Source organism: Sphingobium sp. SG1 (assembly GCF_057063145.1).
In genome coordinates this window covers 1-10,776 of sequence record NZ_JBVVOJ010000040.1, presented here as the reverse complement: position 1 = coordinate 10,776, position 10,776 = coordinate 1, and the positions used below count along the sequence as shown (strand labels likewise).

The following is a 10,776-nucleotide window of genomic DNA, read 5'->3' as shown; positions in this document are numbered from 1 at the left end:
GCCGCCGTTGCTGAAGGTCGTGCCCTCGGGCAGCGAGGTCAGCCCGCTCAGATCGACGTAGCCGCCGTTGCTGAAGGTCGTGCCCTCGGGCAGCGAGGTCAGCCCGCGCAGATCGACGTAGCCGCCGTTGCTGAAGGTCGTGCCCTCGGGCAGCGAGGTCAGCCCGCGCAGATCGACGTAGCCGCCGTTGCTGAAGGTCGTGCCCTCGGGCAGCGAGGTCAGCCCGCTCAGATCGACGTAGCCGCCGTTGCTGAAGGTCGTGCCCTCGGGCAGCGAGGTCAGCCCGCGCAGATCGACGTAGCCGCCGTTGCTGAAGGTCGTGCCCTCGGGCAGCGAGGTCAGCCCGCGCAGATCGACGTGATGCCCGCGAACGGTGATTGCATCGCCCTCCCGTTCATACGGGACGCCAGCGCGGTAGAGCGCTTCGGTGAACTGCTCGATCTTCGACATGTCAGTCATTCTCCCGTTGGCACGGCACAATGCGTGCGCAGTCGCTGGTGCAGATGGGGCACGGGCATTCGTCGCCCGGATCGGATTGGTAGGCGGACCGATCAGCCTCGATGACCGGTCCGCGCGGGGAGGATGGCGACCCATGAAAGGGGGCGAGGTCGTCCGAGGCTCCTGCCCGATGCGCCGTCAGAGGGATAACGACGCAGTCGGACAGTGGGGGTTGGTTGTTCAGCCGGCGCAGGCGCTCGGCCTTGTGCGCCGCCATAGAGGCGATGGTCGCGACGTCGATCATTGCTCGGTGCCCTCCGGCCAGAGGACATTGCCGAACATGTCTTCGATCCGCACCGTGCCAGGGTTCGCCTCGGCATGGGCATTGAGGTCGTCATCGGCCGGCAGCTCGATCACGTAGAAGGTGTTGGCGCGGTGGAAGACGCGCGGCGCCATCGGCCCGCGCGGGCGCTGCAGGAACTTGCCTTCGATCATCGGCACGCCCCAGGCGATCGCCGGGCCATCGAGCGCGACCGGAACGAGGTGGGAGGCGATATGATGCGCCGCCCGCACCTGGGCGACGCGGTCCCACCCCCAACCCGTCGGCAGGCGATAGCCCTGGCCGAAATACATGGCTTCGGTCGGCGTCGCGCCGGCCTTGGCCGCCTCGATCGCGGCGAGCTTCCCGTCCAGCGGCAGAAGGCTCGACATGGCGGCGTTGCCGCGCCACATCGCCTTGAGCAGTTCCACCGGATCGGAATGGAAGGTGGCGATCATGCGCGCCTCCAGATGTGCCACCAGCGGCGCGGCTGGTGCATGGGAAGGATCGGGCCGCCGGCGCGCTCGCGCTGCCAGGGCGTGGTGCGGGGCACGACGAGCGGATCGCGGCCGGTGGTGTGGAATTTGGCCGTCACGGGCGCGGCTCCATGAGCAGAGCCGCAAGCATTTTGCGGCCGTACCGCCGAAACTCTGCGGCGATGGCGGCGCAGGACACGGTGATCAGCGCAACGGCGACGACGGTGGAGAGGATGTGCAGGGCGATGCTCATCACGCGGCGCCCAGCGGAAAGACGTTGGCGGGCGGCGCGGCAGGGTCCAGCCGGTCAGCAGCGGCCAGCAGGCGGCTGGCGCCGTGGATCAGGCAGGCGCGCGTCTCGGCCGGGTCGGCCGCAAGGATGTCGACCGCCTGGCTCGCGCTCTGGAAGCCCATCTTGATCAGGTCGAGCGTGCGATACGCGTCGAAGTCTTCGCGATGCTCAAGCGCCTGCTGCTGCGCAATCGCGCCAGCGGCGGCCGAGCCTACGGTAAAGCTGATGGCATGCATGCCATATCTCCCCACCGTCTCGCGTCGCCGGCCGATCCGGCGAGGTCAGGTGATGGGAGATTAAATAGTCGGATAATTCCTACTCGTCAATTGCAAGTTGGATTTAACCGACGTCAAATTCCTACAACATTGGAAACACGACATAAAAAAGCCCCGCACGGTTTGAGCGTGCGGGGCCTGTCGATACTTGGCAACAGAGAGGTGTTATTCCGCCGGCTTGAGCCCTACGCACTGCTTCCAGGCGCCACCAATCGTGCCGAATTTCTTGCGATACTCGATGCGGCTCCCCGTACCATCCGGGTAAACAGAAAAGGCCATCGAAACACCGCCGTAACCGTTTTTGATCAGCACCACGCGAGACCCGTCGTCGCGGGGCATAGGCGCCGTGTTGTTCTTGTTCGCGAGGCAAAACGCGACCTCGTCAGCACTCTTCGGCGTCCGGAAAACTTCCTTTGGCGCATCGCTCAGCACTTCGTTCGTCGACGCGCATCCGGCCAAAGATGCAACCAAAATAGTGCCGCTGATCAATCCACGAATCATAATTCCCCCTATGCGCATATTGAAGACAGTTACGCGCGCGCCCGAGTAGCACTGGGCCGCAATTCAGGCTGTGACGAAAATCACACCTTTAGGTGTAATCATCGGTTGTCAGAACACGATCGATACGCAGAACATCGTTCATTTCAATACGAAACACCTTGGCCGGATTGTACTGCTCTAACTCGACATACTGCGCAGATCGTCTGACTAGCCGCTTAACTAGCACGCAGACGGCGCGGGATCCGTCGTCGCTCTCATCCTTGGGACGAAGATAAACCACAACATCGTCATCAACGCGCAACCTGGCGTCCCGCTGAGCAAACAGGAACGCTCCATCGCGATGCGCCGGGTACATGCTCGAGCCCTGGACGTAGAGGCCATAGACCTTTTCGACACCGTGCGAGACAGGTGGGCGCCTACGATATTCGATGACATCCCCGGTGTTTAGCGTCGTCTGCTCAATCCTCTCGCCTTCAATCAGCATCTCCGCTCCCAGCGCCGTACCATACACCGGCAAGTTCTCTGGCAGGCGTTCTAGCGACGCCCCTTCAAATTCGACGGGTTTGGCGTTCGCTGGCGGAACATCACTCGCGCCGACCAGGTCCGCCTCAGTCTTACCAATGTATGTGAGTAGCTTGCGCAAACTGTCCGTTCGCACGCCGCCGCCCTTTCCCTTCAGGTTCGTGAAAAAGCCACGGTTTACGCCGGCATCCAGCGCCCACTTGGTCGGCGCGAGCCCCTCAGGCTTTAGCGCCATCAGGCGCTCATAGAGCGCGGCACCCTTTGAATCATCGGCGTCAGAATGTTCCGTCATGGCGGATAAATCCCACACAGGGCGACCATACGCCAGCATGACGTTTCCAACTTGCATAGTAGGATTTATCCAGCTAAATAGGATTTATGGAACAGATGATCCCAACCGATGCCGAGATGCTGGCAAAGATCGAGGCATTCTGCGCTGAGAACTGCATATCTCCAACGACCTTCGGTCGCCGAGCCGTCGGAGATGGCAATTTGATCAGCGGACTTCGCAACAACCGGTCCATGACGTTGCGCACGGGCCAGAAGATCATCGAGTTCATGGCCGGATATCGGAGGGCCGCCTGATGCGCGCTGGCCTCATCCGCACCCGCACGCCCGCCGACGTCGTCGCCCCCTACCCCTACCCCTACCGCTCGCACCGGTCGGTGGCGGATCTGGATGGCCTGGCGGCTGGCGCGATCATCAATCTCTTTCATGTCGGCAAAAATGCCGCAGTTGCGAAGGTTTCACCATGGAAATGAACCACAGTCTTGCCGACGAGGTCGGAAAACGCGTGATCGCCGACACGCTGCGTATGTTCGTCGGCCGGGGCAAGGCGATCAGCTGGGAAGACCTCAGCCTCGCCACCGGCGACAAGGAAGGCACGCTCCGCAGCTATGTCGAGCAGTCTCCGCCCGCCATGCCCGCGCCGATGATGATGCGCGTCTTCGCGCAGCTGCCAGCGCCCGCCTGGGCCAAGGTCTGCGGCGCCATGGGCTTCTGCGCGCCCCCGCGGATCGAGGATGAGGAAGCGGCCTGCATGCGCCGCGCACTCGCCCAGGCTTCGCAGCTTGTCGCCGACGGCAACGAGTTCCTAGCCGATGGCATCATCGATCCGCGCGAGAAGGCGATATTCTCCGAAAAAGCGGAAGCCCTGATCCCGACGCTTCGGGCCCACATCATTCATCGGAACTGAACTTAGCCGGCGGCTGACCGCCCAGGAGTGAGAACATGGATAGCGCGAACAGCGCGGCGCCGGTCGATGCCGGTTCCGCGAACGGTATCTCTTTGCCTGAATATCGGACCTTCCTCGAAGCGAAGGCTCCCCTCGCCCTGCCCGCAGGCCTGCCCTGCTCGCTGGACGAGATCCCGACGCACCTGACCGACGGCCGGCTCATGAAGGATCATGTCCGCCATATCGTCCGCTGGGCGGTGGAAGGCGGCCGGCGCGCGCTGTTCGAGAGCTTCGGCCTGCACAAGACGATGCAGCAGCTGCTGATCGGGTCGATCATCTGCGCCAAGGCCGGTTGCGCGGGTCTGATCGTGCTGCCGCTCAATGTGCGGCGCGAATTCCTGCACGATGCCGCGCTGCTCGATATCCCTGTGGCGTTCGTGCAGTCCGAAGCCGACATCGCGGCTGTGCTGGCAGACACATCGGGTGTCGCCACGCTCCCGCTGTTCCTGACCAATTACGAGAGCGTTCGCGAAGGCAAGATCAACGTCTCCCAGTTCGGCTGGGCCAGCCTGGACGAGGCGGACGTGCTGCGCTCCTTCGGCTCCAAGACCTATCAGGAGTTCCTGCCGCTGTTCGAGGCGATCCCCTATCGCCACGTTGCCACCGCCACGCCGGCGCCGAACCGATACAAGGAAATGATCCACTATGCCGGGTTCCTCGGCATCATGGACACCGGGCAGGCCCTGACCCGTTTCTTCCAGCGCAACAGCGAAAAGGCCGGCGACCTCACCCTGTATCCGCACAAGGTCGATGAATTCTGGACCTGGGTGAACAGCTGGGCCGTCTGCATCCAGCGCCCGAGCGACCTGGGCTATTCCGACGAAGGCTATGATCTGCCGCCGATCACCGTGCGCTGGCACTGCGTCGAAGCCGACATCGCCGACGCCGAGCCGGAAGCGAACGGCCAGGGCCGCCTGATGCGCGACACGGCGCTGGGCGTGGTCGAAGCCTCGCGCGAGAAGCGTCGCACGCTCGACACCCGCATCGCCAAGGCCGCCGAGATCGTCGCCGCGTCGCCCGATGATCATTTCATCCTGTGGCACGACCTGGAAGACGAGCGCCGCGCGCTGGAGAAGGTCCTTCCCGCCTGCGAAACCGTCTATGGCAGCCAGAAGCTGGACGTGCGCGAAGGCATCGTCAGCCGCTTCGCCGACGGTGACCTGCAGCTGATCGGCGCCAAGCCCATCATGCTGGGCGGCGGCGTCAACCTGCAGCGCCACTGCCATCGCGAGATCTTCGCCGGCGTCGGCTTCAAGTTCCGCGACTTCATCCAGGCGATCCACCGCGTGCAGCGCTTCGGCCAGTCTGAGCCGGTCGAGATCGACATCATCCACGCCGAGACGGAAACCGAGGTCGTGCGGGAGCTTCAGGCGAAGTGGGCGCGCGACGACGAGTTCCGCGAAACCATGTCCGCGCTCATCCGCCGCTATGGCCTGCACCACGGCGCCGCCGCCGAGCTGGTGAAGCGCTCGATCGGCGTGGAGCGCCGCGAGGCCACCGGCGAAGGCTGGCGGCTGGCGCACAATGATTGCGTCGATGAGGCTGCGCGGCTGGACGAAGGTTCGGTCGACCTGATCGTCACCTCGATCCCCTTCAGCAACCATTATGAATATACACCGAGCTATAACGACTTCGGCCACACCGACGACGACGCGCACTTCTTCGCGCAGATGGACTATCTCACGCCGAACCTGCTGCGCGCCCTCGCGCCCGGCCGGCTGGCCTGCATCCACGTCAAGGACCGGATCCTGTTCGGGTCGGTCACCGGCCAGGGCGTGCCGACGGTCAACCCGTTCCACGCCAAGTGCATCGCCCACTATATGGCGCACGGCTTCCAGTTCATGGGCATGATCACCGTCGTCACCGACGTCGTGCGCGAGAACAACCAGACCTATCGCCTGTCCTACAGCGAGATGCTGAAGGACGGGACGAAGATGGGCGTGGGCAGCCCTGAATATGTGCTGCTGATGCGCAAGCCCCAGACCGACCGCACGCGCGGCTATGCCGACACGCCGGTCGCCAAGGATGCCGCCGACTACAGCCTGGCGCGCTGGCAGATCGATGCCCACGCATTCTGGCGCTCCAGCGGCGAGCGCCCGCTGACGATCGATGAGCTCTGGGAAGTCAGCGATCGCTTCGCCAACATGGGCACCGGCCGGCTGGCCAAGCGCTTCCGCGAAGAGACGCGCGACCTGATCTACAGCTTCCGCGCGCATGTCGGCATCGGCGACACGATCGAAGCACGCGGTGCCAATCATGCCGGCGGCCACCTTCCCCGCACCTTCATGGCACTCGATCCGGGCAGCCATCACCCCGAGGTCTGGGATGATGTCGTCCGCATGCGCACGCTCAATGCCGAGCAGGTGCAGAAGGGCCGGGAAAAGCATGTCTGCCCGCTCCAGTTCGACATCGTCGACCGGCTGATCGAGCGCTATTCGTCCAAGGGCGACCTGGTGTTCGATCCCTTCTGTGGTCTGGGCACCGTGCCCATGCGCGCGATCCTGACCGGCCGTCGTGGCGCGGGCAGCGAACTGAACCCCGACTATTTCGCCCACAGCATCAGCTACCTGAAGGAAGCCGAGGATCAGAAGGCGGTCCCGTCTCTGTTCGATCTGCTCGACATGGAGCAGGGCGCCGCCGATCGGGAGAAGGCAGCATGACCGGCCCGCTCGTCCGCCGGCTGGCCGCCTCGTCCATGTCGCGCTTCCCGTCGATCAAGCCCAAGCAGAGCGGCGTGGTACTGGTGCCCGGCCACTCCGCCGAGGTCGAAGGCCGCACGCTGTTCCCCACCACCGTCAACGTGGTGGACGATCCGCGCGTGAAGCGCCTGCTCAAGAGCGGTCACAACAGCCGCAAGATCGGGCGCCGCGTGGAGAAAGGCCGCCTGACGATGGCGCCGATCTTCACGTTGACGCTGGAAGAGCGGAAGACCTGCCCGCGCAGCTGCAAGACATGGCGCTCCTGCTACGGCAACGGCATGCCCTATGCCCAGCGGCTGGTGCATGGCCCGCAGTTCGAGGCGATGCTCTGGGCTGAACTGGCCGACCTGCAGCGCAAACATCCGCGCGGCTTCCTGGTCCGCCTGCATGTGTTGGGCGACTTCTACAGCGTCGAATATGTCGACCTGTGGGCGGAAGCTCTGGTCGCCTTCCCTGCCCTCAACGTGTTCGGCTTCACCGCGCGCAATCCGGTCAGCGATCCGATCGGCCAGGCTATCGATCGTATCGCCTCGTCCAATTGGCTGCGTTTCGCGGTGCGCTGGTCCGGCAAGTCGGGCGACCGGTTCGCCAGCCGCGTCATCCCCGACGGCGAAACCGAAGATCCCGATGCCATCACCTGCCCCGCCCAGATCGGCAAGGCCGAGAACTGCGCCCGCTGCGCCCTGTGCTGGCAGTCCACCCGCTCCATCGCCTTCCTTCGCCACTGAAAGGATCATCCATGACCGAAGCCGATACCCTTGAACGACCAGCCAGCGCCCCGCTTACGGCCGTGCTTCGCGTCGACCGCGATGCGCTGCTCGCCGCCGTGCGCGCGGTCAGCCAGACGGTCGAGCGCCGCAACACCATCCCGATCCTGTCGAACGTGATGCTCCGCGCCGCGGACAGCTTCCTGACCGTGTGCGCCTCCGACCTCGATCACTGGTCGATGCGCACCATCGACTGTGCCGGGTTCAAGATCGACACGACCGTCGAAGCCGATCGGCTGATCACCGCGATCGACACGTTGCGGCCCGGCGCGGTGGATATCAGTCATGCCGATGGCGCGCTGACGATCAAGCAGGGCCGGTCCAGCCGCAAGCTGATGACGCTGCCGTCGACCGACTTCCCGATGCCCAAGCCGCTCGCCCATGCGACCAGCTTCGCCATTGATGCTGCGCCGCTGCTCAAGATCCTGGACACGGCGCGCGTCGCGGTCAGCACCGAAGAGACCCGATATTATCTGTGCGGCGTCTTTCTCCAGATCGAGGGCGACAAGCTGGTCGCTGCCGCCACCGACGGCCATCGCGTGGTGCAGGTCAAGCACCCTGCCCCGGCCGGCGCGGCTGGCATGGGCGACAGCATCATCGGCACCAAGGCCGTCAACCTGATCTGTCGCTTTCTGGCGGATGCAGAAGACGGTGCCCAGGTCGAGCTTGCCCTCTCGGACAAATTCTATCGGGTCGGCACCGGCCGGGCCAGCATCGAGGGCAAGATCATCGATGCGACCTATCCGGACTATCGTCGTGTGCTGCGCGACCAGCACGACGCTCACATGACGATCCAATCTGCTGAGTTCGATCGCACAATTCGCGCCGCCGGATGCGCCTCGGACGGCAAGACGCGCGGCGTGCGCATGGACCTGTCGCGCGACCATTGCGAGGCATCAGCCACCGCACAAGACGGCAGCCGGTCGGTCGAGCCAATGGACGGTAGCTATGACGGCCCCACGATCGCGGTCGGCGTGAACGCTATGTACGCGCAGTCCATCGCGAAAATGTTCGGCCCGACGCCGACCCTCAAGCTTGGCTTCGCCGGCGAAGCCTCTGTCATCGTCATCACCAGCGACGACCGGCCGGGCGTGACCGCCGGCGTCATGCCCATGCGCGCATAGGAGGCTTCCATGCCCAGATTGAACGTTCACATCACCGTCGCCGAGGCTCTCAACGGCCTCGAGGGGCTGGCAGATCGCTTCGGCGTGGAAAGCTTCAAAGAGCTGAGCGAAGGTCAGACCTTCGATGCTGACGCCCTGGTCGCGATTGATGAGTGTATCGACGCAGCCGAAAACGAAGGTTGGGTCGAAGGCGAAGGTCGCATCTTTCCCGAAGAGATGGAGCCCAACGCTCGCGATTTGGCTGATGGGCTGCGCAGCTTGATTGACGGCGACCGGACCATGGCCGCCACTCTGCTCGCGCGATCCCTCAAGGATTGGCCCGACGCCGCCCGCCAGGTCGAAGACCTGCTGCTCTCCCGCACCGTCCACGATCGCCGGCAGCTGTCGCTGCTCGCCGCCTGACCATCACCCCACGAAAGGAAACTGACCAATGTCCGAAGGAAACATCGCCGCCGACCAGCTCCGTCTGCTGATCGAACGTATCGAGCGGCTGGAGGAAGAGAAAAAGGGTATCACCGAGGATATCAGCGATGTCTATCTGGAACTGAAGGCGACCGGCTACGAGCCGAAGATCGTTCGCCAGATCGTCAAGCTGCGGAAGATGCAGCCGCATGACCGGCAGGAGATGGAGGCGATCCTCCAGACCTATTTGTGTGCATTGGGAATGGAATGATGGGAGAGGTTTGGGCTCCCATTCCGGGATTTGAAGGGTGGTACGAAGCATCCAGCGAGGGGCGCATTCGCAGTCTGGATCGCGTCATACCCATTCATCGAGATGGGCGGCGGCCCTACCAGATTTTCTGTCGAGGGAAGATCCTGAAGCCTTCAGTGGTCAAAGGGTATCACTTCGTTAAGCTCTGGATCCAGCACAAAGGTCGGAATGACAAAGTCGGCACTTTCGTGATGGAGGCCTTTGTCGGGCCCCGGCCGAAAGGTCGATACGTCTGCCATAGAGACGGCACCCGATCGAATAATCGCAAGTCCAATCTCTATTACGGCACTCCAAAACAAAACAGCGCGGATGCGATACAGCATGGCACTACGCGCCGGGGCGAAGGCATCTCGTGGTCTAGGCTGACGGATGCGGACGTTCGATACATTCGCCAGAATCCCGATCGCCTCAGGCAGAGGGAGTTCGCTGCGCAATTTGGGATCAGTCAAAGCCAGGTCAGCCGTGTGAAGCACGGCCGGCAGTGGCGGCACGTGCAATAATGCGCGCCCGGCTGATCAACGCCTGGCGCCGCCTGTTCCCCCACCCCGTCGCCATCGCGCGGCGGGACCGGGAGCGGGCCGCCATGGAAGGTCGCATCAAGCGTGACCGTGCGATCCGCCGGGCCGCGCTCCAGAAATTCGGGAAGATCTGATGACTGGCACATTCGAGTGCGAAGGCGGCTGTGGCCGCGAACTGAAGGAATTCAAGCGTCGCAAGACCCGGCTGTGCCGCAACTGCTGCGCCGCCGTGATCGCGCGCGACCCGGCGAAGGCGGCAAAGGCCAGCGCCACGATCAAGCTTTTGTATCAGGATCCCGTCTTCCGGTCGCGCCAGCAGCGCGCATGCAAGGCCGGTGTTCAGGCATCCATCGCCAACAATCCCGCCGAGCGTGAGCGCCGCCGCCTATCCGGGCAGGCATTGGCAGCCACCGGACTGGGCCACGCTGCGCAGACGCCCGGGTCTGAGCCCAGGATCCGCGCAGGGAAGTCGCACACCGAGACGGTGCTCGGCTGGTGCCCGGCGCACCTTCGGGACGAATATCGCAAGATCCTTGGCCGGCAGGGCATGCGGAAGGAAGACGCCCGTCGCAAGATCGAAGAGGTGATGGCTGCCGAGGTCGCATCGCGACGCAATGGCCGCATCTCGTTCAAAGAGCAGCTTCGCCGCGCAAATGCCGGCGTCGCCGTCGTGCGCAAGTTCGAGCCCCGCAAGCCTGATCACGATTTCACGCTCGGCGGCGTTGCCACGGGGATGATCTGATGCACAGCGTCCGCCTGCCCTGGCCGCCGAAGGAGCTGTCGCCGAACTTCCATGGGAAGCGGCGCGATCAGATGCGCGCCAAGAAAGCCTATCGCACGACGTGCTGGGCCGAAGCCTTGGCAGCGAAGCTGCGCGCGCCGGACAGCGAGAAGATCGC

At 64.0% G+C, this 10,776-nt stretch carries 19 protein-coding genes; 11 read left to right on the top strand and 8 right to left on the bottom strand.

The genetic code is table 11. The features are described from left to right. The 8 genes from AC0KVN_RS26995 to AC0KVN_RS26960 all read right to left on the bottom strand — a co-directional run. The coding region (locus AC0KVN_RS26995; protein WP_483656735.1) for a hypothetical protein at positions 1 to 450 on the bottom strand (450 nt) is incomplete at its 3' end. A gap of 1 nt (position 451) precedes the next feature. Beyond that, entirely contained in the window at positions 452 to 742 is a 291-nt protein-coding gene (locus AC0KVN_RS26990) for a hypothetical protein (RefSeq protein WP_483656734.1), read from the bottom strand. Next, a complete protein-coding gene (locus AC0KVN_RS26985; RefSeq protein ID WP_483656732.1) occupies positions 739 to 1,215 on the bottom strand; it encodes a hypothetical protein in 477 nt (158 codons plus the stop codon). The genes AC0KVN_RS26990 and AC0KVN_RS26985 overlap by 4 nt, the downstream gene beginning before the upstream one ends. After that, on the bottom strand, positions 1,212 to 1,352 hold the full coding sequence (locus AC0KVN_RS26980; RefSeq protein WP_483656731.1) for a hypothetical protein: 141 nt from the start codon (positions 1,350 to 1,352) through the stop codon (positions 1,212 to 1,214). The genes AC0KVN_RS26985 and AC0KVN_RS26980 overlap by 4 nt, the downstream gene beginning before the upstream one ends. After that, a complete protein-coding gene (locus AC0KVN_RS26975) occupies positions 1,349 to 1,486 on the bottom strand; it encodes a hypothetical protein (RefSeq protein WP_483656730.1) in 138 nt (45 codons plus the stop codon). The genes AC0KVN_RS26980 and AC0KVN_RS26975 overlap by 4 nt, the downstream gene beginning before the upstream one ends. After that, positions 1,486 to 1,761, bottom strand: a complete 276-nt coding sequence (locus tag AC0KVN_RS26970; protein WP_017501414.1) for a hypothetical protein — start codon at positions 1,759 to 1,761, stop codon at positions 1,486 to 1,488. Before AC0KVN_RS26970 ends, AC0KVN_RS26975 begins: the two co-directional genes overlap by 1 nt. A gap of 204 nt (positions 1,762 to 1,965) precedes the next feature. After that, entirely contained in the window at positions 1,966 to 2,301 is a 336-nt protein-coding gene (locus AC0KVN_RS26965) for a hypothetical protein (protein WP_483656728.1), read from the bottom strand. A gap of 88 nt (positions 2,302 to 2,389) precedes the next feature. After that, positions 2,390 to 3,154 (bottom strand): S24 family peptidase, encoded by a 765-nt coding sequence (locus AC0KVN_RS26960; protein WP_483656727.1) that lies wholly within the window; start codon positions 3,152 to 3,154, stop codon positions 2,390 to 2,392. Between the two features lie 47 nt (positions 3,155 to 3,201). Here AC0KVN_RS26960 and AC0KVN_RS26955 point away from each other — a divergent pair, with 47 nt between their 5' ends. The 11 genes from AC0KVN_RS26955 to AC0KVN_RS26905 are packed head-to-tail and all read left to right on the top strand — an operon-like array spanning position 3,202 to position 10,619. Continuing rightward, the gene (locus AC0KVN_RS26955; RefSeq protein ID WP_313337203.1) at positions 3,202 to 3,408 is read left to right on the top strand and encodes a hypothetical protein; all 207 of its coding nucleotides are present in this window, start codon (positions 3,202 to 3,204) and stop codon (positions 3,406 to 3,408) included. After that, positions 3,408 to 3,584, top strand: a complete 177-nt coding sequence (locus AC0KVN_RS26950) for a hypothetical protein (protein ID WP_483656725.1) — start codon at positions 3,408 to 3,410, stop codon at positions 3,582 to 3,584. Before AC0KVN_RS26955 ends, AC0KVN_RS26950 begins: the two co-directional genes overlap by 1 nt. Beyond that, the gene (locus AC0KVN_RS26945; protein ID WP_483656724.1) at positions 3,575 to 4,018 is read left to right on the top strand and encodes a hypothetical protein; all 444 of its coding nucleotides are present in this window, start codon (positions 3,575 to 3,577) and stop codon (positions 4,016 to 4,018) included. Before AC0KVN_RS26950 ends, AC0KVN_RS26945 begins: the two co-directional genes overlap by 10 nt. 35 nt (positions 4,019 to 4,053) lie before the next feature. Next, positions 4,054 to 6,717, top strand: a complete 2,664-nt coding sequence (locus tag AC0KVN_RS26940; RefSeq protein ID WP_483656723.1) for a DNA methyltransferase — start codon at positions 4,054 to 4,056, stop codon at positions 6,715 to 6,717. After that, on the top strand, positions 6,714 to 7,484 hold the full coding sequence (locus tag AC0KVN_RS26935) for a GP88 family protein (RefSeq protein WP_483656722.1): 771 nt from the start codon (positions 6,714 to 6,716) through the stop codon (positions 7,482 to 7,484). Before AC0KVN_RS26940 ends, AC0KVN_RS26935 begins: the two co-directional genes overlap by 4 nt. Before the next feature lie 11 nt (positions 7,485 to 7,495). Continuing rightward, a complete protein-coding gene (dnaN, locus tag AC0KVN_RS26930; protein WP_483656720.1) occupies positions 7,496 to 8,647 on the top strand; it encodes a DNA polymerase III subunit beta in 1,152 nt (383 codons plus the stop codon). 9 nt (positions 8,648 to 8,656) lie between these two features. Then, positions 8,657 to 9,049: a hypothetical protein gene (locus AC0KVN_RS26925; protein ID WP_483656719.1), complete on the top strand. Its 393-nt coding sequence runs from the start codon at positions 8,657 to 8,659 to the stop codon at positions 9,047 to 9,049. 28 nt (positions 9,050 to 9,077) lie between these two features. Beyond that, positions 9,078 to 9,320, top strand: a complete 243-nt coding sequence (locus tag AC0KVN_RS26920; RefSeq protein WP_483656718.1) for a DUF2312 domain-containing protein — start codon at positions 9,078 to 9,080, stop codon at positions 9,318 to 9,320. Further along, positions 9,317 to 9,859: an NUMOD4 domain-containing protein gene (locus AC0KVN_RS26915; protein ID WP_483656716.1), complete on the top strand. Its 543-nt coding sequence runs from the start codon at positions 9,317 to 9,319 to the stop codon at positions 9,857 to 9,859. Before AC0KVN_RS26920 ends, AC0KVN_RS26915 begins: the two co-directional genes overlap by 4 nt. Beyond that, complete coding sequence (locus AC0KVN_RS26910) at positions 9,859 to 10,011, top strand: hypothetical protein (protein WP_483656715.1); 153 nt, start codon at positions 9,859 to 9,861, stop codon at positions 10,009 to 10,011. The genes AC0KVN_RS26915 and AC0KVN_RS26910 overlap by 1 nt, the downstream gene beginning before the upstream one ends. Next, a complete protein-coding gene (locus AC0KVN_RS26905) occupies positions 10,011 to 10,619 on the top strand; it encodes a hypothetical protein (RefSeq protein ID WP_483656714.1) in 609 nt (202 codons plus the stop codon). The genes AC0KVN_RS26910 and AC0KVN_RS26905 overlap by 1 nt, the downstream gene beginning before the upstream one ends. The last annotated feature ends 157 nt before the right edge of the window (positions 10,620 to 10,776 follow it).

Excerpts from the sequence above, each read along its gene's own strand:
- AC0KVN_RS26990 (WP_483656734.1), bottom strand. The coding sequence starts at position 742 with ATGATCGACGTCGCGACCATCGCCTCTATGGCGGCGCACAAGGCCGAG.
- AC0KVN_RS26985 (WP_483656732.1), bottom strand. The coding sequence starts at position 1,215 with ATGATCGCCACCTTCCATTCCGATCCGGTGGAACTGCTCAAGGCGATG.
- AC0KVN_RS26975 (WP_483656730.1), bottom strand. The coding sequence starts at position 1,486 with ATGAGCATCGCCCTGCACATCCTCTCCACCGTCGTCGCCGTTGCGCTG.
- AC0KVN_RS26970 (WP_017501414.1), bottom strand. The coding sequence starts at position 1,761 with ATGCATGCCATCAGCTTTACCGTAGGCTCGGCCGCCGCTGGCGCGATT.
- AC0KVN_RS26965 (WP_483656728.1), bottom strand. The coding sequence starts at position 2,301 with ATGATTCGTGGATTGATCAGCGGCACTATTTTGGTTGCATCTTTGGCC.
- AC0KVN_RS26960 (WP_483656727.1), bottom strand. The coding sequence starts at position 3,154 with ATGCTGGCGTATGGTCGCCCTGTGTGGGATTTATCCGCCATGACGGAA.
- AC0KVN_RS26955 (WP_313337203.1), top strand. The coding sequence starts at position 3,202 with ATGGAACAGATGATCCCAACCGATGCCGAGATGCTGGCAAAGATCGAG.
- AC0KVN_RS26950 (WP_483656725.1), top strand. The coding sequence starts at position 3,408 with ATGCGCGCTGGCCTCATCCGCACCCGCACGCCCGCCGACGTCGTCGCC.
- AC0KVN_RS26945 (WP_483656724.1), top strand. The coding sequence starts at position 3,575 with ATGGAAATGAACCACAGTCTTGCCGACGAGGTCGGAAAACGCGTGATC.
- AC0KVN_RS26940 (WP_483656723.1), top strand. The coding sequence starts at position 4,054 with ATGGATAGCGCGAACAGCGCGGCGCCGGTCGATGCCGGTTCCGCGAAC.
- AC0KVN_RS26935 (WP_483656722.1), top strand. The coding sequence starts at position 6,714 with ATGACCGGCCCGCTCGTCCGCCGGCTGGCCGCCTCGTCCATGTCGCGC.
- dnaN (WP_483656720.1), top strand. The coding sequence starts at position 7,496 with ATGACCGAAGCCGATACCCTTGAACGACCAGCCAGCGCCCCGCTTACG.
- AC0KVN_RS26925 (WP_483656719.1), top strand. The coding sequence starts at position 8,657 with ATGCCCAGATTGAACGTTCACATCACCGTCGCCGAGGCTCTCAACGGC.
- AC0KVN_RS26920 (WP_483656718.1), top strand. The coding sequence starts at position 9,078 with ATGTCCGAAGGAAACATCGCCGCCGACCAGCTCCGTCTGCTGATCGAA.
- AC0KVN_RS26915 (WP_483656716.1), top strand. The coding sequence starts at position 9,317 with ATGATGGGAGAGGTTTGGGCTCCCATTCCGGGATTTGAAGGGTGGTAC.
- AC0KVN_RS26910 (WP_483656715.1), top strand. The coding sequence starts at position 9,859 with ATGCGCGCCCGGCTGATCAACGCCTGGCGCCGCCTGTTCCCCCACCCC.
- AC0KVN_RS26905 (WP_483656714.1), top strand. The coding sequence starts at position 10,011 with ATGACTGGCACATTCGAGTGCGAAGGCGGCTGTGGCCGCGAACTGAAG.